Raw genomic sequence first — 25,229 nt, 5'->3', positions numbered from 1 at the left:
ACGACGAAAGACATCTGCTATCCACCGGGCAAATCCTGCCATTGCGGCAATCCTATAAATCTTAGCCTAAAAATGCCTATATTCGCATCAAATCTGGAAAAAAACTTGTTTATCTAAGTATGCAACTTACTACAGTAGAACCATATAAGCCGGTCAACCATATCCGTATCGTGACAGCGGCTTCCTTGTTCGACGGCCACGACGCAGCGATCAACATCATGCGGCGCATCATCCAGGCTTCGGGCGCCGAAGTGATACACCTGGGCCACAACCGTTCGGTACAGGAAATTGTGGATTGCGCTATACAGGAAGACGCACAGGCCATTGCCATCACTTCTTACCAGGGCGGCCACCTGGAGTACTTCAAGTACATGTACGACCTGCTCAACGAGCGCGGCTGCGGCCACATCCGCGTATTCGGTGGTGGCGGCGGTGTTATACTTCCTTCTGAGATCGAAGAACTGCACGGCTACGGCATCGCCCGCATTTACTCCCCTGACGACGGACGCGCCATGGGTTTACAGGGCATGATCAACGACATGCTGCAAAAGTGCGACTTTCCGACAGGCCAGAACCTGAACGGCGAACTAAAGCACCTGCGCGATAAAGACCCGAAAGCCATTGCCCGCCTGATATCTGCTGCCGAGAATTTCCCGGAAGAAGCCAGAGCCATACTGGATGAAGTAAAAGAGCAGGCGAAAGAAGTAAAGACGCCGGTGTTGGGTATCACGGGTACAGGTGGTGCAGGTAAGTCATCGCTGGTAGACGAGCTGGTACGCCGCTTCCTGCTGGACTTCCCGGAGAAGAAAATTGCCATCATTTCGGTAGACCCTTCGAAACGCAAAACCGGTGGCGCCTTATTGGGTGACCGCATCCGTATGAACTCGATCTCGAACGAGCGCGTGTACATGCGTTCGTTGGCTACCCGCCAAAGCAACCTGGCCCTGAGCAAGTACGTGCAGGACGCTGTGGACATCGTGAAAGCTGCTGATTTCGACCTGATCATCCTCGAAACATCCGGTATTGGACAATCTGACACCGAGATCATCGAGCACTCAGACATGAGCCTGTATGTGATGACGCCGGAGTACGGTGCCGCCACCCAGCTCGAAAAGATCGACATGCTCGACTTTGCCGACGTGATCGCCCTGAATAAATTCGACAAACGCGGTGCCCTCGATGCCATCCGTGATGTGAAGAAACAATACAAGCGCAACCACCAGCTGTGGGACACGAGCGACGAGGAAATTCCGGTTTTCGGTACCATTGCTTCTCAATTCAACGACCCGGGCATGAACCGCCTCTACCGTGCCATAATGTCCAGGATCACGGAGAAGACAGGTGTGGAATTCGACTCTAACCTGCATACTTCGCAGGAAATGTCGGAGAAAGTGTACATCATCCCCCCTGCCCGTACGCGCTACCTGTCTGAAATCTCCGAAACCATCCGCAGCTACGACAAGTGGAGCAAAGACCAGGCGGAAGTAGCGCAGAAACTATACGGCATCAAGAAGTCTATCGAAGCAGTTCAAAGTATAGAAATTGGCGATAAAGACCGCTTGGTGAAGCAACTGGAAGAAGCTTACGCTGAAGTAGAACTGAGCCTGGACGGACAGAACAAGAAGATCCTGGAAAACTGGAAAGACAAAGTTCAGGCCTACAAAAACGAGTTCTACGTGTTCAAGGTGCGTGACAAAGAGCTGAAGATAAAGACGCACACCGAGTCACTTTCTCACCTGCAAATTCCGAAAGTTTCTACGCCGCGCTACGAGGCCTGGGGTGATTTGCTCAAGTGGAACCTGCAGGAGAACGTGCCGGGCGAATTCCCCTACACAGCGGGTGTGTTCCCGTTCAAGCGCGAAGGCGAAGACCCAACCCGTATGTTTGCCGGCGAAGGCGGACCGGAGCGTACGAACCGACGCTTCCACTACGTGAGCCTGGGGATGCCGGCCAAGCGCCTTTCTACGGCCTTTGACTCTGTAACCCTGTACGGCGAAGATCCTGATTTCAGACCCGACATTTACGGCAAGATCGGTAATTCGGGCGTAAGCATTTGCTGCCTGGACGACGCCAAAAAACTGTACTCCGGCTTTAACCTGGCCGATCCGATGACGTCGGTTTCCATGACCATCAACGGCCCGGCGGCCATCCTGACCGGCTTCTTTATGAACGCCGCCATAGACCAGCAATGCGAGCTCTACATCAAAGAGCATGGCCTCGAAGAGGAAGTAAACCGAAAGATCGAAGCCATTTATAAAGAGAAAGGCACGGAGCGCCCAAGTTACCAGGGCGAGCTGCCCAAAGGGAACGATGGCCTGGGTCTGATGCTGCTGGGCGTTACCGGCGATCAGGTACTGCCGGCTGAAGTATACGAGCCGATCAAAACCCGTACCCTGGCGGCCGTACGCGGCACCGTACAGGCCGATATCCTGAAAGAAGACCAGGCACAGAATACTTGCATCTTCTCCACGGAGTTCTCGCTACGTTTGATGGGTGATGTACAAGCCTACTTCATTGACAAGAATGTGCGTAACTTCTACTCGGTGTCTATCTCCGGTTACCACATTGCCGAAGCGGGTGCCAACCCGATTTCGCAGCTGGCCTTCACGCTGGCAAACGGCTTTACGTTTGTGGAGTACTATGTGAGCCGCGGCATGGACATCAACAAGTTTGCGCCGAACTTGAGTTTCTTCTTCTCCAACGGCATCGATCCGGAGTACGCGGTCATTGGCCGTGTGGCCAGAAGAATCTGGGCGAAGGCGATGAAACACAAGTATGGCGCGGATGCCCGTTCGCAGATGCTCAAGTACCACATCCAGACGTCCGGCCGTTCGCTGCACGCGCAGGAAATCGATTTCAACGACATCCGCACCACGCTGCAGGCGCTGTACGCCATCTACGACAACTGTAACTCGCTGCATACCAATGCATACGACGAGGCCATTACCACACCCACCGAGGCTTCGGTACGCCGCGCGATGGCCATTCAGCTGATCATCAACCGAGAGCTGGGACTGGCCAAGAACGAGAACCCGCTGCAGGGCTCGTTCATCATCGAAGAACTGACCGACCTGGTAGAAGAGGCTGTACTGACAGAGTTCGACCGCATCACAGAGCGTGGCGGTGTGCTGGGCGCCATGGAAACCATGTACCAGCGCGGTAAAATTCAGGAGGAGAGTTTGTACTACGAAACCCTCAAGCATACCGGCGAATACCCGATCATCGGCGTAAACACCTTCCTTTCTTCTACAGGCTCTCCTACCGTGCTGCCGACCGAAGTAATCCGTGCCACGGAGGAGGAAAAGCAGTACCAGATAGCCATGCTGCAGTCGCTGCAAAAAGGTAACGAAGATAGATCTGGCGAAATGCTCAAGCGTATTCAGCAGGTAGCCATTAACAACGGTAACATCTTCGAGGAGATGATGGAGACGGTGAAGTTCTGCTCGCTGGGGCAGATCACCAACGCGTTGTTTGAGGTGGGTGGTCAGTACCGCAGAAACATGTAAATCATACTTTCAAAGTATAAAGTATAAAGCCGGGCCCCATGGTCCGGCTTTTCTTTTTAGGTGTGCGTTGCGTGAAATTAACGGCTCCGTAACATCCGCATCGGCTGTCTTCCGTAGATATAAGCTTAAAACCTCATGCTTATACTTATGAATAAACCTGATACTGCTCCGCTGATGCTTTTACTGGGTACCGTACTTCTGATCGGTGCAGCAGCCTACCTGCTGGTAAATAACAGCTTCGATGAGAAGGACTTTGAGTTTGATACCTACGACGAAGACAGCGAAGATTACCTCTAAGCGCTTTTCCTAGACTTTATACTTTACTTTAACATGAAAGAGCCCGCTGCACTCCAGGTACAGCGGGCTCTTTGCGTAAAGAGATAAAGGGTTTACAAATTATAGTTGCCGGAAGCTTCCGGCTGATAGGTAACCTTCTCAATTTTATAGTTGATGGTGCCCGATGGAACCGGCCACTCCACCACGTCTCCTTCCTTACAGCCTAGAATAGCCGTGCCCACCGGGGCGAAAATGGATATCTTGCGGGCATTGATATCGGCATCCTTCGGGTACACCAGCGTTATTTCCAGCTCTTTGCCGCCCTGCAGGTCCTTCAGCAGCACACGGGAGTTCATCGTGATGACATTCGCCGGGATTTCCTCGGAAGGTACACGCTTGGCGCGCTTCAGTTCCTCCCCCAATTTGCCAATGTTTGCAGCAGGTGCATTACCCTGCCGATGCGCCTGAATCAGGTCTATAAGACGCTTATAATCAAGCTCCGTTAGATAAATTATGTTTTCCATATCAGTTTAATACATAGTTTCTAGTGATGTTGCTGGCCGCCTGGCTCTTTGGAAAGTATAACTCTTTAAAGCTCATGTTTCTGCCCTGCTCCACGCGCCGGAAGATTTTGTCTGGCGTAATGCTGTTGATACTATTAAAACCGCAGGCCTCCATTACCTCTATCGTAGACTTGATAGTGTTGCCATGGAAGTTGGCCACGCGCACGCGCTTATCCGCCACATCCAGTCCCTGGTATAGGTTCTTGTCCTGCGTGGCGATACCCACCGGGCAGCGGCCAGAGTCGCACTGCAGCGCCTGGATGCAGCCTAAGGCGAACATCATCCCCCTTGCGCTGTAGCAGATATCTGCCCCCAGCGACACAGCTTTGATGATATCCACGCCTGTAATGATCTTTCCGGCAGCGACCAGCTTGATCTCCTCACGCAGGCCATACTTGCGGAGCGTGCTCTGGGCAAAGGCCAAGGCATCGTAGAGCGGCATGCCCAGGCTATCGGTAAACTCCAGCGGTGCGGCTCCCGTGCCCCCTTCCGCCCCATCGATGGTGATGAAGTCCGGGTAGATGCGGTTGTGCATCATCTCCTGGCACAGGCGCTCAAACTCCTGCTTATTACCAATACATAGTTTTATTCCGATAGGTTTTCCCTCCGAGAGCACGCGCAGTTTCTCGATGTAAAGTAACAAAGTAAATTGATCTTTGAAAGCGGAATGCGAAGGAGGCGAGGCGACCGTTGTATACGGCTCCACTTTCCGGATGGCCGCTATCTCAGGCGTGTTCTTGGCGGCTGGCAGTATACCGCCGTGCCCCGGCTTGGCGCCCTGCGACAGCTTTATCTCCACCATCTTTATATGCGGATGCGCCACCTGCTCCCGGAACAAGTCCTCCGAGAAATTGCCGTTTTTGTCGCGGCAGCCGAAGTAGCCCGTGCCAATCTGCCAGATCAGGTCGCCGCCCCCTTCTATGTGGAACGGGCTAACGCCGCCCTCGCCGGTGTTGTGGGCAAAGCCGCCCAGTTTGGCGCCTGCGCTTAGGGCCGTCACGGCGGTCTTGCTCAGGGAGCCGTAGCTCATGGCCGAAATGTTATAGATGCTGGCGCTGTAGGGTTGCTTACAGCGACTGCTGCCCACGGTTACACGCAGGTCCTCCACCTTTACGTGCACCGGGAACATGGTATGGGCAATCCATTCGTAGCCTACCTCCAGGCTGTTGCTGTGCATTCCGAACGGCACCGTCTGCCGCTGGTTCTTGGCGCGCTGGTACACGATGGACCGCTGGCGCCGGCTAAAAGGCTTGCCGTCGGTGTCGGACTCAAAAAAATACTGCCGGAACTCCGGCCGAATACTTTCGAAGAAGTAGCGCAGGTACCCCACCAGCGGGTAGTTGCGCAGCAGAGTGTGCTTTGCCTGCCGGATGTTATACAGGTACACCAGGTGCAGCGGCCCCAGTAACAGCAGCAGCCAGAGCATTTGCCTATCGAAAATGGATAAAAAAAGCGTAACTAAGTAAGCACTTACTAACACGTATGAAAACGTGCGCCTGACGCTAATAGTCGTTGCCATAAAATATAAGGAATAGGATACTGATGTTAGAACTATTGGGAGAAGACTAAGGCATGGGGTCCAGCGTTACAGGGAAAAAGGCAAGGCGGCAACGCTGGGCAGATCAGCTAAAGTCTTTGGGGGTTGTGTAAAAATGCAGACAGTAACCGTTGAGTTTATCGCACAGCGAGAGATGGTGCGAAGCCGACACCATACCGGCACGCAAAGCGCAGGTACTAAAAGGGCGAATATGTAGTCGCAGTGGATGCATTTTGTGTTTCAGGTTGCAAAGTTATGCGAATCTTTTCAATAAAAGCCAGCTAATGCTGCACAGATATTTCTGGGCAAGCTCTCCCCGACGCATGCGGAAAGAAATAATTTATATTTTACCAAGGCCACCTGGTATACTTCTATTTCAAATTAAGATCCTTTTTCCTGCCAAAAATCGTGTTAACAGAAGCATAACAAACTACTAATGTATAAGTTATCCAGCAGGGTAACCTTAACGGCAGAAACGCGTTTCTAGAAGCAAGTCTAACCCTTTACCTCCTTACTATTATGAGACAGTTCGCATCCATTTCGTCGGTGCTTCTGCTGAGCACCTCGGTAGCGCTAGTTCTGAGAAACTGGCTTACTTCGGCAGACATTCGTCTTGATATGAAAGACGAAGATTATCATATGTACTTGTAACCATATCATATGTACCTGTAACCACTTGTAATAAAACAACAGGGCTACTTCCTAATAAGAGGTAGCCCTGTTCGTCTATAAGCGTGGCCGGGTAAGCTAACCGCCGCTGCTTTTGGCATCGGGCCGAAAAACAGTAGCTTTGTACCACAAGCCCGGAAGGGCTAAACTTTCATACTAAACCGCACCAGTGGGTGCAAAACCGCATACTATGGATTTAAAAGAAAAAATCAGCTACATCATTGGCCGCGACATGGCTACCAACCTGAAGAAACAAGGCATTGAGGTGGAGGCCGAGTCGTTTATGAAAGGGCTGAAAGATGTGCAGGCTGGCACCCCTTCCGCGCTGTCGCAGCAGGAGGTACAGGAGGCTATGATGGCGCTGCAGCAGGAAATGTCGCAGAAGCAGAACGCATCGGGCACTGCCAACAAGCAGGCCGGCGAACAGTTTCTGGCTGATAACAAGAACAAGGAAGGTGTACAGACGCTGCCAAGCGGCCTGCAATACATGGTGCTGAAGGAAGGAACGGGCAAATCTCCGTCGGCCTCCGATACAGTTACCACCCATTACCATGGCACTTTGATCGACGGCACCACCTTCGACTCGTCTTATGAGCGCGGGCAGCCGGCCACTTTCCCGGTAAACGGCGTGATAGCGGGCTGGACAGAGGCGCTGCAGAAAATGAAGGAAGGCGCCAAGTGGAGACTCTTTATACCGGCAGAGCTGGCATACGGAGCGCAAGGCGCCGGCGACGTAATCGGGCCAAACTCTACGCTGATCTTCGACGTGGAGCTACTGCAGGTGAAATAACCTCGGCAAGCCCTAAAGTATAAAGGCCCGTGCTGTAGCTACAGCACGGGCCTTTATACTTTAGGGCTGATTTTATACGTTAGAACCGGTCTTGATCTGGTACATTTCGTTTAGCCAGCGTTGGGCCTGTTCGGGGTACATAAAGTGCTGCATGATCAGGAAGTTCCCCTCCTGCATCAGCTCATCGCCGTTCAACTCGCTCACCAGGTCGTGCATCAGGAACACGGGCAGCACCACGGCCACAAAAACATCGTCGTTAACAATAGCCAACACTTCCGGGAATACATGCTCAAAGATCCAACGCTGGTCCTCGCGCTTTATCGTACCGCGTTTCTGCAGGTCCAACTGCCACTTTACAGGTTTCAGCCTTCGTACCAGCTCAATTATTTGGTTATACCCCTCCCTCAGCTCCTGCGAGCTTACATCCCCCTGCCAGGTGATTCGTAGCGTCTGCTCCTGCCTCTCATAAGTCACACGTAATTTCTCCGTCTGCGGCAGGGGCATGTTCAATGCATGTTTCTTTGCCAAAGTATCCACTCCGTTAATTCTATCTATAAGTATAAGTCCAGGTACTAAGGGAAACTAAAGAGAAAGCAGCAGGTGCATCCCTGGCGTGGTTACGCATCAGGTTCAGTGGCTGCTATTGTAATGATAGCGATGTAAATTTGATCATTTTAAAGTTTACAAACAAGTATATAAAATTTATTTAATATATAATATAACGTTTTATAACAACCTGACTTTTCTAACTTATTCTATACCAAGCGCAATACCTTCCCCGGAAATACCCGAAAAAGCGTCTCAGAGAACAAATACTTTCCTGCCACGTTCTTAAATCAGCAAATCATCATCCCATAAAAGAACACTTGTATGGCAAATTCACCTAACGAAGGCAAAAAATTCTTAGACAGTGTCCATCAATATTTCGACCACGCTGCCAGCTACTCCCGGCTCAGCCCCGGCATCCTGGCGCAGATCAAAGCGACGAACAGCGTGTACAAAGTATCGTTCCCGGTTGAGATAGACGGCCATATTGAGGTAATTGAAGGAATTCGGGTACAGCACAGCCACCATAAGCTCCCGTCTAAAGGCGGCATCCGTTTTAGCATGCAGGTAGACGAGGACGAGGTAAAGGCGCTGGCCACCCTGATGACGTTTAAATGCGCCGTGGTGGACGTGCCCTTTGGCGGTGCCAAAGGAGGTGTGAAGATCAACCCCAGAACCAGCTCGGTTAAGACGCTGGAGAGGGTAACCCGCCGCTACGCTGCCGAGCTGATCAAGAAAAACCTGATAGGCCCGGGTATGGATGTGCCTGCTCCCGACTACGGCACCGGCAGCCGCGAGATGGCCTGGATTGCCGACACCTACCAGGCGCTGAAGTATGGCGAGACCAATGCGCTGGGTTGCGTTACGGGCAAGCCCGTGGGTCAGGGAGGCATCAGGGGCCGCGCGGAGGCTACTGGCCTGGGCATTTACTTTGGCCTGCGCGAGCTGCTGGCCGATACAGAGATGCTGAAAGGCAAAGGCCTGACCGGCAACTCCATGGAAGGCAAGCGCCTGATTGTGCAGGGCTTGGGCAACGTGGGATACCACGCAGCCTTCTTCTGCCAGCAGGACGGAGCCATCATTACAGGTATAGCTGAGCGCGAGGGAGGTATTTACAACGAGAATGGCATCGACGTAAAGGAGGCTTTTAAGCATCGCAGCGAGAACGGCTCAATCCTCAACTTCAAAGACTGCAAAAACTTCGAGAACTCGGAGGAAATGCTGGAACTGGAGTGTGATATTCTGCTTCCGGCCGCGCTGGAAAACGTGATACATAGCGGCAACGCGGGCAGGATTAAAGCAAAGATCGTGGCAGAGGGCGCCAACGGGCCCGTAACCCGGGAGGCGGAGGATATCATGCTCAAAAACGGCATTGTTGTCCTGCCAGACCTGTACCTGAACGCGGGCGGTGTAACGGTTTCATACTTTGAGTGGCTCAAGAACCTGTCGAACGTGCGCTTTGGCAGGATGGGCAAGCGTGCGGAAGAGGCCAGCTACCGCCGCCTTGTGAATGCCATCGAGACGAGTTCCGGCAAAAGTATGTCTTCGCAGGAAAGGGCCTTCCTGACACAGGGAGCGGACGAGATAGGCCTGGTTCGATCAGGCCTGGAGGACACCATGATCAATGCGTACCACGAAATAAGGGAGGTGATGGTGCAGAAAAAAACACCCGGGCTGCGCTCAGCGGCCTTCCTGACGGCTATTGAGAAGATTGGTGTGAGCTACGAGGCGCTGGGTATTTTCCCTTGATGCGGCCCCAGTAGTAAAGAGAAGTATAAAAGGTCAGTTTGTGGGCGAGATAATAGCCACATCCTGGCCTTTTTTCACATCGGAGAGCCACTGCAGCGCCTCCTGCTGTTTGGTAAAATAGTTGAACTGGATAAAGTGCCGCTGCGGCAAGGTTGCCGGCACCTGGTAATTGGTAACGATAGCCTTGAAATGGGCATTAGAGAAAACGACGGCCGCGTAAATTTCATCCTGGATGCACGCGTACACCTCAGGGTAATACTCCTGGTTCAGCCAGGCTTCCTGTTCCCTGTCCAGGGGTCCGATCAGCGTCTGATCGGTACAGAAATAGTACGTCTGCCGGTTTTCGCAGACAAACTGGAGCGCACGTAGGTAAGCTTCCATCAGCAGTTCCATGTTTGGCTTCTTAAGCCAATGGATCAGCAGCAGCTTCTCCTGTTCCTGAAAAGTAATATTAACGCCCGGGGTATTAAATATCACCATACGAGTGCAAACTTAGCGCGTAATGAAAACGAAATTTACATAGCTATAAATTAATAAACAAGTACTTACCGTGCAACTTTTATAGCCTGCATTTTAACCAGTCATGCTGGCAAGGCCTATAACGAAGCAAGGGACTATTTAGAAAAGTACAAATAATTTAATTTATACTATATTCATATTTCCTTACGTTTATAGGCCATGAACCGAAATCACCTCCTGCTCCCATCCCTCGTGCTTGGCATCAGCCTGATCGTTTGCGCCGTTTTACTGTCGCAGGTCTTCAGGTTCCGCGACCAGGCAAACCAGACCATCAACGTTACCGGCTCCGCCAAGCGGGAGATTACCTCTGACCTAGGCATTCTGCGCAGCAGCATTCAGGCGGAGGCCCCCACCGCTGAGGCAGCCTACCGGCGCCTGCTGGAACAACGCCCCGGTGTGCTGAATTACCTCAAGGAAAAAGGCTTTAACGATGCCGATGTAGAGCTCCAAACAATCAACCTGAACCCGATTTACGAAGTAACCAGCCAAGGCTACAGCACCAACCGCATCATACAGTATAATGCCAACCAAATGGTACAGGTGACCTCCAAGGATGTGCAGCAGATAAAGGCCGTTTCGCTGGACATGACCTCGCTGGTGCGCCAGGGAATCAACATCATGGTGATGCCGCCCGAGTACTACTACACCAAGCTGGCCGACCTGAAGATTGAGATACAGGCGGATGCCGCCAAGGATGCGCTGAACCGAGCCCGCAAGATAGCCGAAGCCACCGGCAGCGACCTCGGCTCCATCACCAATGCCCGTATGGGTGTTATACAGATCACGCCGGTTAACTCTAACATGATTGCGGATTACGGCATTAACGACGCCACTTCCATAGAAAAAGAAATTACGGCGGTGGTGAGCGCTTCTTTCCGACTGGATTAGAAGGTATAGATAAAAACCTATGTTGTGATGTATATGGAAGTGGAAGTGTAACTTATAACAGGCCCTTTCATGGTCCAAATCTTCAGACTTGTGTCCTATTATGGCGTCGGGTTTGCAACCCGACCGGCTTGAAAAGCCATACTTATACTTGAACTATACTTTATACTTCTCTGGCGCAAGCGTCCGCTTGTGCCGTTTATACTTTGGCTATACTTTATACCTTCATAGCTACCTTCCGCTGGCGCGGGCTTGCAGCCCGTGTCCTTTTTTTCGTTGGGTTTTCAACCCGACTGGCGCACAGAGCCATACTTGCTTTAGCCATACTTTATACTTGCTTCCGCTCTTCCGGATTTGAAATCCGGAAGTATAATAGCCTCGGATTTGTAATCCGCGCGAGCCATGATTTCTTAGTTTTTCCGCTGGCGCAAGAGTCTGCTTGTGTCCCGCGCTGTTCCGGACATCCTTGCCTGGAATTAATGCTGCTGCGGATTTCCAAATCCGCGTAGGCCAAACATTTATACTTCAGCCATACTTCCACAAGCCGCCGTTTCCTGTTACTTGATACAAGCTATACTTTGGCTATGCTTTATATTTCAGCTATACTTCATACTTCTCTGGCGCAAGCGTCCGCTTGTGCCTTCCATGAGCCTCTACTTGCCGCAACCTGAGCCAAGTTATCCTTTCTAGCTTCCGTTCATCCTGTAGATTTACATATCTATCGTTTCACCTCATACTTTCTGCTCTCAAGCCCGAGAGGGCTCGTCCTTTGGCATCGCGCTGTGTTCCCTCCTGCGCCAAGGCGCTGCCCTTACAGGGCACCGGATCTCACAAGGCGCTCAACCCAAGGACTGGGTATCAGATACAATAGCCGCGGCTTTAGCGTTGCCACAAGTATAAATATGAGAAGTAGAAGTGATTTTATCCTTTGGCAGATAGACATTCGTCCGGAATCCCTGTTTGCTCCTTTAAAGGTAGGTGCGGTGTAACCGCACCGGGGGTATAAAGTATAAAAACAAAGGCCGACGATTAAGCGCCGGCCTTTGCAGTTTAAAGTATATACTTTATACTTAGCTGTTGCTGATGTTCAGCCAGGTGTTGAAGATCTTCTCCTGTGTTGGCGTGGGGTTGTCCACGCGGATGAACTGGTAGCGCACGTTGTTGTCCTGCAGCATCTTCACCTCCAGCGTCTGCAGCCTGCCGTCACGGGAGATGAGCACCTCGGCCGTATCTCCGATGCTCATACTTGCTATCTGGCTTTCCAGGTTATCGCTGGCACGGTAGCCGTTAAAGGCAATGATCTCGTCGTTCGCGTTCAGCCCGGCCTCCCAGGCACTGCTGCCACGGCTAACGCCACGCACCATCAGCTTGCCCCCCGACATGTAGGTGGAGGCTCCCCAGTTGATAGCCTTGCTGCCCTCGTTTGTATTCACCAGCTGCAGGCCCGCCGCGTCAAAATACGTGTTGTAATCCGGCGATTCGGTGCCGTGCACAAAGCTGCGGAAAAAGGCATCCATATTACGGCCGGATACTTTCTCGATGGCCTCCTTGAACTCAGCCTCAGTAAAGGCGCGGTCCAACTTTTTGTAGTAGCGCTCATACATATAGCGCATCACGTCGTCCAGGCTCTTTTCGCCATTCGTGGCCTCCATGATCTCCATATTCAGCAGGTGGCCCAGCACGCCGCCCTTGGTGTAGTAAGACACCTCCGCATTGCTCGAGTTCTCGTTGCGGCGGTAATACTTGATCCAGGCATCGAAGCTCGATTCAGCCACCGTCTGAATTTTATTGCCTGGGGTGTTCTCCACCGAGTTGATGCTCCCGGCCACAATGCCCAGGTAGCGGTCCGGCGAGTAGAACCCAGCACGGCGCACCAGCAGGTCATCGTAGTAGCTGGTGATGCCCTCCGACACCCACAGCAGGCGCGTATAGTTCTCGTTGTTGTAATCAAAAGGGCCAAGCGGTGCGGGGCGCAGGCGCTTCACGTTCCAGAGGTGGAAGTACTCATGGGCCACCAGCGCCAGAAAACCATGGTAGCTGCTCTCGTTGCCATAGTTCCAGCGGGAGGTTTGCAACGTGGTAGAGTTCAGGTGCTCCAGTCCGCCGCCGCCGCGCTCCAGGTTGTGTACAATAAATACGTAGCGGTCTACTGGCAGCTCGCCCATCAGCTTTACAGCCTCCTCAATCACCCTGGTCATGTCGGCCATCAGCTTCTTTGGCTCATAGTTGCCACCGCCGTACATAGCCAGTTCGTGCGGCACGCCTGCGGCCGTAAACTCGTATACCTCATGCGTACCGATCTCCAGCGGAGAGTCCGCGAGGATGTCATAGTTCGGGAAAGTATAGGTGAACTTACCGGTGCTTTTCAGTCCGGTGGAAACTTTATCCCAGCCAGTAAAGGGTTTTACCACCAGCGTGCCCTGCTGCTTCTCATACCCTTCCGGATACATAAAGATGCTAGTGCCGTTCACATAACCGTGCGAGGCGTCCAGGAAACTTGTGCGCACGCTCATCTCATAAGCATACACATCGTACTTAGCGCGCACCACACGGGCTTTGTTGCTGTACACGCGCCAGGTGTTCTTGTCAATTTTCTCGCTTCGCAGTGCCTTTCCGTTTCCGTCGGTGGCCTCGAAGCTTTCCACGTTTTTGGCAAACTCGCGCACCAGGTAAGAGCCCGGCGCCCATACGGGCATGGTAAAATCGATGTATTTATTGCGGGCGCCACTCAGCTCCGCCTCCACTTCAAAGTAGTGCGTGTGTGGCTCGGGCATGGAGAGGGTATAACGCAGCTCTGCCGCCAGGGCCGCCGCCGCATTCCCCAGACTCAGGAATAGAACAATTAAGAGTGGTAGTTTAAATCGGTTGTGTTTGAGCATGTTTGTATAAGGGATGTATTTTGTTAAACAGGCATTTTACGACAATTACCCTGTTTTTCAAAATCCCTGTACAAACAACTGATGCCGTGATTGACGCTAGGCCGCGTGCGGGGGCTTAGTATCGAGCCAACGGATCGCATCTTGTATCTGGCAGAAGTTTTTAATAATGATGACCTCGTTATAGCTCTGCAACCCATACTTGCCAGCCTCGTGGAGCAGCATAGTATAGCATTTCTCCGACAAAACCATGGCCACGTAATTGCCTGTGCCAAGTTTTGCCATCATGCTGGGGAAGAAATACCGTTGCAGCCATCCTTCCTCCTCCTCATCCAACTCCCCTATCTCCCGCAGGTCCAGCAGCCACTGCTTAATATGGTGCATCTCCGCACAGTGCAGCGCCTCCAGCAGCCCCTCTCTAAACTCCTTGGTACTGAGCCGTTCCAGACACCTCAGAAAAAGGCGCTTCCGTGTCTCGTCGCAAAATACTTCCACAGAGACTGTCTTGTATAGTTCCATCTGATTATAGCTAAGCTACTGTTCCAAGGCTTCATTTCTATATTTATTAGTCGTATTATTATACTATACTCTTGCCATTCCGGACACCATACTTTGTGAATGATCGGATTTCGCTTATTAAGGCTGGCTGATGGTTGGTAGAACTTTTAAGCAGGTGACTGATGTTATAGCTAAGGCGTTCTTACTAACAGCCTATAGCTAAAGAATTTGGTGCAAAACCTGGCACGAAGTTTTCTTTAGTATCACTACCGAACCAAACACACCACACTATGAAAAAGACTTTGCTCATCATGATCTCCCCGGTTGCACTACTGGCCCTGCTCCTGCTCTTTATGCCGCAGCACTTTGCCAGTTCCAACTCGAACTATACTGATGCTTCCGAAGCAAGGCCTGCGGTGGCACACAACTACCCTGCCGCTTCTGCCAGAAAAGCTGCCGATAAGCCTACAGTTACAGCCAACCTAAGGGAAAATGCTTCCGCGGATGAGACCCAGGAATTGGTAAATTATGCGCTGACATTAATGGGAACGCCATACGTTTGGGCCGGTGAGACACCGGAAGGTTTTGACTGCTCCGGTTTTATTACGCACGTGTATGACCGGTATGACGTGGCGTTGCCTCATTCCTCGTGCATGCAGGCCGAGGAGGGTGAGCAGGTAACACGGCAGGAGGCTGGCCCGGGTGACCTGGTGATCTTTACCGGCACGAACCCGCAGGTGCGTGAGCCCGGCCACGTGGGCATTGTCATCTCCCAGCCCGGCGATACCATTGAGTTCGTGCATTCCTCGTCGAACGGGGGCGTGAAGTTAAGCCAAGTGGAAGGTAGCGGCTATGAGGTGCGTTTTCTGCAGGTGCGCCGTGTACTGTAAGCAAGTATAACACTTCCGCGTTTTTTCGTACAAGCAACCATAGCAGGGCCGCGGTGGCCCTACCGGGTAAATCTCTTAGCTATGGTACACCCTTATCTTATTAATACCCTGAATGCGCTGGTACTTATCGTGGCCGGCCTGATTTTATACTTCACCCATCCGGCGAGGCCGCCTATGGCACTTCTCGCCCCATTCCTAGGCATTCTGCTGCTGGCTTGCACCTACCACCTGCGCAAGCACAACCGCTTTGTGTTTAACACGGTTACGGCACTCACGCTGCTGGCAGGCCTGTTGATGATCTGGCAAATAGAACCGGAGAGCTTTGAGTGGAACCTGTACCATGTCCTGTTGCTGCTGATGGGGCTCAGCAGTTTTGCGTCCGTGGCCTTTTACGTGGGCTCTTTTGTGCAGGAAAGGCGCATGCGTAACAACAGCATCTACAAAGACGACCTGTAGGTTTTATACGTTAGGGCAGGCATAAAAAAGAAACACCTGATGTAGCCCGTCAAGTTACACCAGGTGTTTCAGGAATCCTTCAATTTCTCAGTAAGCGGCGCCCTGTGTTTCAGTTTACCATCTTGTAAGAAGACCAAAGGTAAATCGCTATCTGCGTAAGCAGTAGCCAGTACTGCTTACTAAGCCAGCTCACCTTTTACGTGAGCATTATTACCTTGGCTTACTAAGACGACCGATGGATTAGACATAGCACCTCCTTTCTCTTTAGTCCGACATAAACCTTAAGCCGCTGCTGCGCTTTTACAAGCAACCTGTGGCTTAAAGGCCGTGGCACCCGCCACTCACTTGTGTATAAAGGTAAAAAAACGGCGAATAGTTCACAATGTTTCCGTGTTTGTTTTCATCCTTTCCCCAAGTGCCTCAGCCCCTGCCGTTATACTTCAAAGGCCAACCGTCGTCTCCTGCGGCTAGCATATTCGTAACCACCTGGAAAGCAAAACCCTATAAGACAAAAATGAATACTACCCCTGCTCTACCAGGCCTTCCTGCTCGAGCTAAAAACAATTAATAACCTGGCCCGAATTTTGGAACTGGCACAAATGGTAATTGATTTTTTTTCTTAAATTACATAGTAAACAAACATCTAATCTAACCCCATGAAAAAGCACCTCTTACCCCTTTTAATGCTCATGCTATTTACATCAGCCGCCTGGGCCCAGAACATGTCACCGATCGGGCTTTGGACGAATGAAGAGGGCAAGGCCAAGTTTGAGATCTACAAGTGCGGAGACAAGCTGTGCGGTAAGATCGTATCGCTAAAGGAGCCCCTGCGCAACGGCAAGCCCAAGCTGGACGATAACAACCCGGATAAGAAACTGCGCAGCAGACCATTGATAGGCATGCGGTTTATGGATGGCTTTGAGTATGACGGCAACAATAAGTGGGATGATGGCACCATTTACGATCCGGAGAGCGGCAAAACCTACAGCTGCTACATGAAGATGACCGGCAAAGACAAAATGGAGGTGAAAGGGTACATTGGCATCTCGCTGATTGGCCGCACGCAGTACTGGACGAGGGTAGAGTAAGCCTCAGAAAGTATATAAAAGCAAAGGGGTTAGCTGATTACAGCTAACCCCTTTTATTAACCCTTTACCAACCTTTTAACTCAAAACTGGTCCCGTGGGTTTTTAATGTTTGGGTAAAAATCTCAGATTCTAAAATACTTGCAATATCTTATAGCTTTTGTCTCTAAATTCAAACGTTTCTCCCGTTGTTTTGCCCATCATGGCTTTAAACAACGGCGACAGGCCAGAAATAGCATAATAGCTCTCCCCATCCAAAACTATCTGCCCCAGGCTCACGCCAATGAAGTAGTTCTGCAGTTCCGTATGCACCACCGCTCCTAATGATACATCGTGGTTCAGCTTGGTGGCATTGATGCGGCGCAGCACGCTCTGAGTGGTCATCAATTCGTCCAGCTGTCGGGCATACATGTCGCGCTGTATTTGGCAGTTCTCCCGGAACGACTCAAATTTGTCCTCCATGGCTCCCTGATGATCGTTTGCGCTTTCCTGGGCCTCGTCCATAGCATCTTTGGCAGCCTTTATTTGCGCGTTCAGCAGCCTGTTACTCTCCTGTAGCAGCCGCTTCTTAGTCTCGAGTTCTTGTGTCAGTATTTCCATTCGGTTTCAGGGTTTGCAGCAGCGGGGCAGCAGCCGTTTATACTTCCGGCCCACAATGCGCAGCTGGCGCTTGATCGTTAAATTAAACTCAGATTCTTTAAAAGCACTTTTCGTAAAACACCACCCAAGTATGGCTGGCCAGAGGTATAGCTTAAAAACTATTTTGGGCAAAGTATGTTTATCAGGTAAATAATCAGATGCCATTTAACGATTTTTTCAAGCGATTGTTGGGCTATAGAAAGAATTTGCCCACCTGCAGCGTTACAAAGCGCTCGGCAAAGTTTATGCACGCCTACCAAGCGTGGCTCTCTAACCAGACGTACCTGCACTGGACGGGGCCGTTTTTTACCGCCTATCATTATAAAAAGGCTGATTTACCTGCCCGGTACCGGGTGCAGGTGATCTCGGAGGAGCACCTGAGAGGCGCTATTTTCTTTTATGACCCAAGTATAGGAGCTGAGAATTTTAACTTTTTTCTCCAGCTTCTGAAAGACCGCGTGCAGCAGCAGGGCTACACTTTACATAGCGGCAACAGCCTGCAGGTGCGGCACGAGCGGTACACCGAGGAAATAGAGAAGCTGCTGCTGACACCTCCCGCCTCCGACCTGCCCGGCTCCAGCCTCTGCAACCAGCTCTATGGCAACGTGCTGCTCGATTACATAAAAGTAAACAAGCGACCCGGTTTTATCCGCTTTGCCGCCAACAGCTACCAGGATGCCTACTTCTCCAAACCGCTGCCCTTTGAGGAACTCCTGGAGAAAACGCTGCAGCCGCACGAGCTGCCCCGCAAATAAACCTGCCTGAAAGAACAACAGCAGCCACAGCAGTATAGTATAATCTTCTTAGAAACTGTTTAATTATCCGCAGGTTCTGCTATATTTAAGTCAGAATTTTACCTTAACACCCTGGCTACGCTATGCTGCAACGTTTACTCCTCCTGACTTTCCTGATGTGCACCAGCTTTTATGCCGCGCGTGCCACGCATATTGTGGGCGGCGAGTTTGAGATGCAACACCTGAGCGGATATAACTACAAGCTAAGCCTGAACCTTTACTTTGATGTGGTAAATGGAAGCATCGGCGCGAAAGACCCCTATGTCTCTGCCAACATCTTCAGCAAGGCAACCAACAGGAACGTTGGCCGTGTCACCCTGAACCAGTCCAGCACCACCCGGGTGCCTTATACCAATATTGCCTGCACGGTGGGTGAGCTGGTGACGGACAAGATCATTTATACTTCCAACATCTACCTGGACCCGAACATCTACAACGAGCCAGACGGCTATTATATAACCTGGGAGCGCTGCTGCCGCAACCGCACCATCAACAACATTGTAAGGCCGGAGGACGCCGCGCAGGTGTTTTACATGGAGTTTCCGCCGGTTATCAAGAGCGGCCAATTCTTCGAGAACTCCTCTCCTATCCTTTTCCCGCCCCTGAGCGACTACGCCTGCGTGGATGAACTGTTCTATTTCGAGTTTAACGGCACCGACCCGGACGGAGACTCACTGGTTTACGACATGGTCACCCCCCTCAACGGCTATACCTATCCAGACGAGCCGGCCTACTACAACATCACCTACCCGCCCAGCTATATCAGGGCCCCGATGCCAGCCCCTTACCCGCTCATCCAGTGGCTGCCGGGCTACAACACCTCCACCCAGATACAGGGCTCACCAGCCTTGAACATAGACCAGAACAGCGGCATGCTGACGATGCGTCCGGATCGCAAAGGCCTCTTCGTATTTGGTATCCGGGTGCAGGAGTACCGCAACGGAGCGAAAATAGGCGAGGTAAGGCGCGATTTCCAGGTGTTGGTGCTGGACTGCCCCCGCAACCAGACGCCCCAGGTGATCGCTCAGCAGAAAGGCAAAAAGAATCTCTACCAGGAGGGGGAAGTGCTGCGAATCAGTTCCTCCAGTACCGAACGCTGCCTGAACGTGTTCTTCACCGACCCGGATATGAGCGAGTACGTGGAGCTGCGGGCGCGGCCGGTTAACTTCTCTAACGCAAGTTATACTTTTACCGGCGACACCAGGGGCATTATCAACCAGGGCACAAGCCAGGACACGTTAAGTGCCACCGTTTGCTTTGATGAATGCTTCAGTACCGAGGGCAAGGTCTATCAGATGGATTTCATTGTGAAGGACGATGGCTGCAGCCTGCCCCGGCAGGACACGGTGCGGGTAAGCTTTGTGATCGACCCATTGCCCGACGCGCCGCCAGCCGTAACGCTCTCCACCAGCAAGCGCGTATTCGAGGTGCGGGAGGGCGACCGTATTGATTTTAACGTGCTGGGCCTGGACCCAGACAAAGACGAGGTCTTGCTCTCCGCCGCAGGCAGAGACTTTGATATAGCAACTGAGCAGATAAGCTTCGAGAACAGAAGCGGCCCCGGAGAGGTTACCTCCCCCTTCACCTGGGACATCACCTGCGAGACGATGAAGAAAGAGCAGTATACGCTGGATTTTACCGTCAGGAGCACGGCCTGTAACGAGGAGAAGACCCGGACCGAGACGATTGAGGTAAGGACGATCTCCAATAACCATGAGCCTACCATCGGCTCAGACCAGGAGATCACCACGATAGAGTTGGAGGTGGGGCAGCCTTTTAGCGCCAACATCTTTGGTCGCGATGTGGACCAGGACATGCTCTCGCTCCTGGCCAGCATAGAAGGCTCCTCGCTGGAGCAGTATGGCATGCAGTTCAGCAGCACGGGTGGAGCCGGCGCGGCAGACGGCGTATTTACCTGGACCCCCACCTGCGAGGCATACCAGCAAGACAACCTGCGTGTGAAATTCAGCCTGGCCGAGGAAGCCTGCGACTCCTCGCCGGATAAGGAACTGACGCTGGAGTTTGTGTTAAAGGCGCCCAACAACGCGCCCACCCTTACCTCAGACCAAAGCACGTCTACCTTTGCCCTGAAGCTGGACGATGCCTTTGAGGCCAACTTTGAAGGGCTGGACCTGGACCTAAACAACCTGATTCTTTCGGCAGAGGGGGAAGGCTTCAACCTGGCAGACTACGGCATGGCGTTCTCGGCTACGGGCGCCGCCGGGGAGGCCAAGGGCAAGTTCACCTGGGTGGCCAACTGCCCTGCCGCCCAACAAGAGGTGCTGCGCGTCAACTTTATACTGCAGGAGGATGCCTGCGATCCGCAGCCCCAGCGCCTGACGATGGAGTTCCGGGTAGAGGCACCCAAGATCGCCGACTACGTGCCGGCCAACATCTTCACCCCCAACGGCGATGGCAAGAACGATTTCTTCTACATCCCGAACCTGCCCCCTGAGTTCTGTACCGCCACCTTCACCAGCATCAAGGTCTACAATCGCTGGGGGCGCGAAGTATACCGCAGCACCGACAGCAGCTTCAGGTGGGACGGCAGCGAGGTCAACGACGGCGTATATTTTTACGTGATCGACTACGGCACCACTACCTACAAAGGCAGCGTTACTATTGTCCGGTAGCGGAAGAAAAAATCCAGAAACAGGAATCCCCGCCAAGGCTTTATACTTTGGCGGGGATTCCTGCTTATACTTTAGGAGGAGCGGAAAGCACATAACTATCCTCAACAAGAGGTTATACTTTGCTTACCCAATCAATTTACACTTAGGCAATAAAGAGCAGCACTAGGTACAGGCCCAGCCACAGAAAATCGAGAAAATGCCAGTAACTGTTGAGCATGGAAAGCTGCAGACGGCGGAAAGGGTCACGGATAAAGACAAGGCTGCGCACGGCGTCGCTATTCACATAGATCGTCTTAAACACCATAAACGACAGAAAAATAATACCACCCAACAGGTGCAGGATGTGCAGCGCCGAAATCAGGTACAGGTAGGTGCCGGAAGATTTGTCGGAAAAGTACACGCCCGTTTTCGTCATTTCGTTCCAGCCGATGAGCTGTGCCCCGATAAACAGAAGCCCGAGGCCAAGTGTAGCGCCCAGGTAGCGCGCCATTTTCTTTAACTTTTCCTGCTTATAAAAGCGAGGCACCTTGGAGATGGTATAGCTGCTAAAAAGCAGAATAATGGTACTGATGCTGAAGAACTTCGGAAGATCGAATTGCCCTGGCGGAAATCCCCCGGTACGGGCAAAAGCCACCACCAGCACAAAGAACAGCACCCCAATGCCTACCATGCTCAGGTACAGCAGCATCCTGATCGGGTGCATCCGCTCGATCCGCTTAAAGGCTGACCGCTGCTTTGGGTTTACTTGGTTCTTTTTATCCTGGTTCATCCTCTGCTCCGTTATCCTGTGCGCTGAAGGCGGGCTCCGCTCTTGCACCTGCTGCACCTATATACGTGTAGTAATTTATACTTTTGCAGCCTTGTTATAGTTTTGCAAAAGCCTCTTTTATTTAGGATTCGCCACCCCCTCACCCATTAAGCTGAGCAGAATCTTTTTGTTGTACTGATTTCTGCCGGAAAAGTATAGCCCTGCCCCTATCCATTTGCGTTAGAAGGAGTAAAACAAACCTCACCGCCCCCATGCTACCTATGAAGAGAAATCTACACCTGCTATACCTCTTGTTATTGCTCCCGCTGCTGCTTTCCGCTACAGATGCCGCAGCCCAGCGAACCCGCACGCCCTACACAGGCAGCAACCGGGTGCTGCTCACCTTGGATGGGCACACCAGCCCCTACGAGTTCATGTCGGACCAGTTGCTGGTGCGCTACAACAAGGACCTGCAACAGCTGGAGTGCATCCTCCCCGTAGAGACCCTGGTTCCGCTCCAGGACACCATCCCGCAGAACATGGCTTACGACGTGCTTTTTGGGGCGCGATACCCGCAGCTTTACATCACAATAGCGGCGCCGGAGCAGCAGATCAACGCTGGTAACCTCAGCCCCGAGACCATCAGGCGCAAGATCGCCGTGCAGCTGCAAAACACGACCCAGGACATGGTTGTGCCCATCAGTTTTTCACCTGAGAGCGCTTCGCTATACTTCTCCACCTCCCTGGAGCTGAGGTTATCCGACTTTCAGGCTTCGGTCCCAACGAGTTACCTGCCGCTGCTCACCGGCCGCATCACCATTACCATAGACCGCGCCCGCTGGGTAAGCCTGACCGCCCGATAAAGTATAAATACTTGGTGCTTTGCACCATAACATCCTTAGCAGAAAGAAACGAATGAAGGGAAGCGCCTGATTTATACACAGTGTACGATAGCTCCTGCCATACCTTTCTACTGAGGCGCAGGTCTTGCAACGGAGCGGTAATTTGCTATTTTTGTTGATCTTTCACCTCAAACACCAAACATGAAAAAAGCTACACTCCTGCTGTTCCTTGCAGCTATGGCTTACGGCTGTAACCAAAACCAACCTGCAACTGAAACCGCAGGGGAATCGCTATCGGCGGAGGCGGGCACAGCGTTTGGCGCTGCGTTTACCGAGGAAAACGTGATACCAGCCACTGCCTTAGCGGCCGTCGTGGCAGGGAAGGACTCGGTACAGGCTACCGTATCCGCTGAAATAAAGCAAAGTTGCCAGAAGAAGGGCTGCTGGATGGATGTAAAACTGAGCGATGACAGCGACATGAAAGTAACCTTCCGGGAGTACGGCTTCTTTGTACCGACCGAAAACCTGGAAGGGCGGCAGGTTGTGTTTACCGGCACGGCCAAACGGGAGCTTGTGTCTGTGGAGGACCTGCGCCACTTTGCCGAGGATGCCGGCAAGTCGGAGGCGGAAGTAGCCGCCATTACTCAACCAAGGGAAGAGCTGCGCTTTGTGGCGGATGGCGTGCTACTGAAGTAAGCTTCCTATCCTTTATACTTGAAGCAGGCTGCCGGAAACGGTGGCCTGCTTCTTTTTTTGGCGGCATATCTCCCTCAAGTATAAAGATACCGGCCCGGAAGGGATAAAATCATACTTTAAGAACTATGTAAGTATATACAGGGAATCGCTCCCGCTATACTTATAACCGCATAAAGCCCATGCAACGGAAAAAACTACTCCTGCTTTCGCTCCTGCTCACCCTGCTTTACTCGGCAGCCTTTGCCCAGCAACTGCGGGTAGAGCCCGCCTTTTGGTGGGCCGGCATGAAAGACACCAGCCTGCAACTGCTGCTGCACGGCGACAACATCAGCAACCTGACTCCTGAACTAAACCAGGCGGGCGTGGAGCTTAAAGACGTGATCAAAGTAAAAAACCCTAATTACCTCTTCCTCAACCTGGACCTGCAACACGCAAAGCCTGGCAAGTTTACCCTGCAACTGAAGCAAGGCAACAAAACCGTGCACCGCTATACCTATGAACTGCGGCAGCGCGCGGCCAACTCCGCCAGCCGCCAGGGCTTTACCCCCGCCGACGTCATCTACCTCATCACCCCGGACCGCTTCGCCAACGGCAACCTTAAAAATGACAACGTGAAAGGGATGACCGAGCAACTGAACCGACCCGACAAAAGCGGCCGGCACGGCGGGGATATCACCGGCATCATCCAAAACCTGGACTACATCAGGGACATGGGCTTTACCGCCCTGTGGGTGAACCCGGTGCTGGAAAATAATCAAAATAGAACCTCCTACCACGGCTACTCCACCACCGATTACTACAAGGTGGACCCGCGCTTCGGCTCTAACAAGGAGTATGTAGCGCTGTCGCAGCAGGCGAAGGAGCGCGGCATCAAACTGGTGATGGATATGATCCTGAACCACATCGGCTCGGAGCACTGGTGGATGAATGATTTACCGACCGAGGACTGGCTCAACTTCCAGGGCGACTTTAAAACCACCAACCACCGCCGCGAAGCCCTACAGGACCCCTACGCCTCGGCCTACGACCGCAAGCTGCACACCGACGGCTGGTTTGTGGAGTCGATGCCGGACCTGAACCAACGGAACAAGCTACTGGCCACTTACCTGATCCAGAACACGCTCTGGTGGATAGAGTATGCCGATTTGGGGGGCATTCGAATGGACACCTATTCTTACCCTGACCCGGCATTTATGAGCGAGTGGACGCGCCGCGTGATGGAGGAATATCCGAACTTTAACGTGGTGGGCGAAGAATGGTCATTGAACCCGGCCATCATCGCCTACTGGCAGCGCGGCAAGCAGAACCCGAACGGCTATACGTCTTACCTGCCCAGCCTGATGGACTTCCCGATACAGGATGCCCTGACCAAGGCTCTGCGGGATGATGAGAGCGGCTGGGACACAGGCTGGCTGCACCTCTACAATGTACTGGCCACAGATTTCCTCTATGCCAACCCGCAGAACCTGGTGGTATTTCCAGACAACCACGACATGGACCGCATCTACACCCAATTGAACAAGGATGCCGACCTGACGAAACTGGCGCTGGCTTATATCCTGACAACGCGCGGCATTCCGCAAGTATACTATGGCACCGAGATCCTCATGCACAACGAGGAAAAAGGCGACCACGGCATTATCCGCACCGATTTCCCAGGTGGATGGGCTAGCGATAAAACAAACGCTTTTACCGGCAAGGGCCTTTCAGAAGAACAGCTGCAGATGCAGCAGTTTACGAAAAAGCTGCTGAACTGGCGCAAAAACGCTGAAGTGGTACATAAGGGTAAGCTGACACATTATGCCCCTTACGAAGGCGTATATGTTTACTTCCGCGAGCTGGAGGATAAAAAGCTCATGGTCATCCTGAACAAAAATGAACAGCCATATGCGTTGGAGCTGCAGAAATTCGCACCTCAATTACAAAGTATAAAGCAAAGCACTGATGTGGTCACCGGCAAAACCTACAACTTGGGCCAGCCTAAAATTAGCCTCCCTAGTAAGGCACCGTTGATACTGGAGCTGAGATAAGG

At 52.2% G+C, this 25,229-nt stretch carries 21 protein-coding genes; 13 read left to right on the top strand and 8 right to left on the bottom strand.

Annotated features, from left to right (window positions below; translation table 11 throughout):
* Window positions 1-119: 119 nt before the first annotated feature.
* Window positions 120-3,506: a methylmalonyl-CoA mutase family protein gene (locus OH144_RS06145; protein ID WP_266205422.1), complete on the top strand. Its 3,387-nt coding sequence runs from the start codon at window positions 120-122 to the stop codon at window positions 3,504-3,506.
* Window positions 3,507-3,653: 147 nt separating this feature from the next.
* Window positions 3,654-3,803, top strand: coding sequence for a hypothetical protein (locus OH144_RS06140; protein WP_266205421.1), 150 nt, complete (start codon window positions 3,654-3,656; stop codon window positions 3,801-3,803).
* A 92-nt stretch (window positions 3,804-3,895) separates the two neighbouring features.
* On the opposite strand, the gene rnk is transcribed toward OH144_RS06140, so the two are convergent.
* On the bottom strand, window positions 3,896-4,306 hold the full coding sequence (rnk, locus tag OH144_RS06135; RefSeq protein ID WP_266205420.1) for a nucleoside diphosphate kinase regulator: 411 nt from the start codon (window positions 4,304-4,306) through the stop codon (window positions 3,896-3,898).
* Window position 4,307: 1 nt separating this feature from the next.
* On the bottom strand, window positions 4,308-5,864 hold the full coding sequence (locus OH144_RS06130) for an FMN-binding glutamate synthase family protein (protein WP_266205419.1): 1,557 nt from the start codon (window positions 5,862-5,864) through the stop codon (window positions 4,308-4,310).
* Window positions 5,865-6,741: 877 nt separating this feature from the next.
* On the opposite strand from OH144_RS06130, the gene OH144_RS06125 reads away from it, so the two are divergent.
* Window positions 6,742-7,341: an FKBP-type peptidyl-prolyl cis-trans isomerase gene (locus OH144_RS06125; RefSeq protein WP_266205418.1), complete on the top strand. Its 600-nt coding sequence runs from the start codon at window positions 6,742-6,744 to the stop codon at window positions 7,339-7,341.
* A 72-nt stretch (window positions 7,342-7,413) separates the two neighbouring features.
* On the opposite strand, the gene OH144_RS06120 is transcribed toward OH144_RS06125, so the two are convergent.
* Window positions 7,414-7,869, bottom strand: a complete 456-nt coding sequence (locus OH144_RS06120; protein ID WP_266205417.1) for a hypothetical protein — start codon at window positions 7,867-7,869, stop codon at window positions 7,414-7,416.
* Between the two features lie 342 nt (window positions 7,870-8,211).
* Between OH144_RS06120 and OH144_RS06115 the strand changes: the two genes are divergently transcribed.
* Window positions 8,212-9,636 (top strand): Glu/Leu/Phe/Val family dehydrogenase, encoded by a 1,425-nt coding sequence (locus OH144_RS06115; RefSeq protein ID WP_266205416.1) that lies wholly within the window; start codon window positions 8,212-8,214, stop codon window positions 9,634-9,636.
* Window positions 9,637-9,669: 33 nt separating this feature from the next.
* On the opposite strand, the gene OH144_RS06110 is transcribed toward OH144_RS06115, so the two are convergent.
* Window positions 9,670-10,116: a hypothetical protein gene (locus tag OH144_RS06110; RefSeq protein WP_266205415.1), complete on the bottom strand. Its 447-nt coding sequence runs from the start codon at window positions 10,114-10,116 to the stop codon at window positions 9,670-9,672.
* A 198-nt stretch (window positions 10,117-10,314) separates the two neighbouring features.
* Between OH144_RS06110 and OH144_RS06105 the strand changes: the two genes are divergently transcribed.
* The gene (locus tag OH144_RS06105; RefSeq protein WP_266205414.1) at window positions 10,315-11,043 is read left to right on the top strand and encodes an SIMPL domain-containing protein; all 729 of its coding nucleotides are present in this window, start codon (window positions 10,315-10,317) and stop codon (window positions 11,041-11,043) included.
* A 1,067-nt stretch (window positions 11,044-12,110) separates the two neighbouring features.
* On the opposite strand, the gene OH144_RS06100 is transcribed toward OH144_RS06105, so the two are convergent.
* A complete protein-coding gene (locus OH144_RS06100) occupies window positions 12,111-13,919 on the bottom strand; it encodes a M61 family metallopeptidase (protein ID WP_266205413.1) in 1,809 nt (602 codons plus the stop codon).
* Between the two features lie 96 nt (window positions 13,920-14,015).
* Entirely contained in the window at window positions 14,016-14,435 is a 420-nt protein-coding gene (locus tag OH144_RS06095; protein WP_266205412.1) for a hypothetical protein, read from the bottom strand.
* A gap of 269 nt (window positions 14,436-14,704) precedes the next feature.
* On the opposite strand from OH144_RS06095, the gene OH144_RS06090 reads away from it, so the two are divergent.
* The 3 genes from OH144_RS06090 to OH144_RS06080 all read left to right on the top strand — a co-directional run bounded on the left by OH144_RS06090 (window position 14,705) and on the right by OH144_RS06080 (window position 16,848).
* Window positions 14,705-15,304 (top strand): C40 family peptidase, encoded by a 600-nt coding sequence (locus OH144_RS06090; protein ID WP_266205411.1) that lies wholly within the window; start codon window positions 14,705-14,707, stop codon window positions 15,302-15,304.
* A gap of 81 nt (window positions 15,305-15,385) precedes the next feature.
* Window positions 15,386-15,760 carry a hypothetical protein gene (locus OH144_RS06085; RefSeq protein ID WP_266205410.1) on the top strand — a complete coding sequence of 125 codons (375 nt, stop codon included), beginning with the start codon at window positions 15,386-15,388 and terminating at the stop codon, window positions 15,758-15,760.
* Window positions 15,761-16,416: 656 nt separating this feature from the next.
* On the top strand, window positions 16,417-16,848 hold the full coding sequence (locus OH144_RS06080; protein ID WP_266205409.1) for a DUF2147 domain-containing protein: 432 nt from the start codon (window positions 16,417-16,419) through the stop codon (window positions 16,846-16,848).
* A 129-nt stretch (window positions 16,849-16,977) separates the two neighbouring features.
* Here the strand turns inward: OH144_RS06080 and OH144_RS06075 are convergent, their stop codons facing one another.
* Window positions 16,978-17,445 (bottom strand): hypothetical protein, encoded by a 468-nt coding sequence (locus tag OH144_RS06075; protein WP_073851088.1) that lies wholly within the window; start codon window positions 17,443-17,445, stop codon window positions 16,978-16,980.
* 284 nt (window positions 17,446-17,729) lie between these two features.
* Between OH144_RS06075 and OH144_RS06070 the strand changes: the two genes are divergently transcribed.
* Both OH144_RS06070 and OH144_RS06065 read left to right on the top strand, forming a co-directional pair.
* Window positions 17,730-18,239, top strand: coding sequence for a hypothetical protein (locus tag OH144_RS06070; protein ID WP_266205408.1), 510 nt, complete (start codon window positions 17,730-17,732; stop codon window positions 18,237-18,239).
* Between the two features lie 122 nt (window positions 18,240-18,361).
* Window positions 18,362-20,911, top strand: coding sequence for a gliding motility-associated C-terminal domain-containing protein (locus OH144_RS06065; RefSeq protein ID WP_266205407.1), 2,550 nt, complete (start codon window positions 18,362-18,364; stop codon window positions 20,909-20,911).
* Window positions 20,912-21,053: 142 nt separating this feature from the next.
* On the opposite strand, the gene OH144_RS06060 is transcribed toward OH144_RS06065, so the two are convergent.
* On the bottom strand, window positions 21,054-21,680 hold the full coding sequence (locus OH144_RS06060; RefSeq protein WP_266205406.1) for a cytochrome c oxidase subunit 3: 627 nt from the start codon (window positions 21,678-21,680) through the stop codon (window positions 21,054-21,056).
* 260 nt (window positions 21,681-21,940) lie between these two features.
* On the opposite strand from OH144_RS06060, the gene OH144_RS06055 reads away from it, so the two are divergent.
* The 3 genes from OH144_RS06055 to OH144_RS06045 all read left to right on the top strand — a co-directional run bounded on the left by OH144_RS06055 (window position 21,941) and on the right by OH144_RS06045 (window position 25,227).
* Entirely contained in the window at window positions 21,941-22,522 is a 582-nt protein-coding gene (locus OH144_RS06055) for a hypothetical protein (RefSeq protein ID WP_266205405.1), read from the top strand.
* Window positions 22,523-22,702: 180 nt separating this feature from the next.
* Complete coding sequence (locus OH144_RS06050; RefSeq protein ID WP_266205404.1) at window positions 22,703-23,197, top strand: DUF4920 domain-containing protein; 495 nt, start codon at window positions 22,703-22,705, stop codon at window positions 23,195-23,197.
* A 179-nt stretch (window positions 23,198-23,376) separates the two neighbouring features.
* Window positions 23,377-25,227, top strand: a complete 1,851-nt coding sequence (locus tag OH144_RS06045; protein WP_266205403.1) for a glycoside hydrolase family 13 protein — start codon at window positions 23,377-23,379, stop codon at window positions 25,225-25,227.
* Window positions 25,228-25,229 lie beyond the last annotated feature (2 nt).

The organism is Pontibacter kalidii (assembly GCF_026278245.1).
In the GTDB taxonomy this organism is placed as follows: Bacteria; Bacteroidota; Bacteroidia; order Cytophagales; family Hymenobacteraceae; genus Pontibacter; species Pontibacter kalidii.
This window is presented reverse-complemented; position numbering and strand designations above follow the sequence as displayed.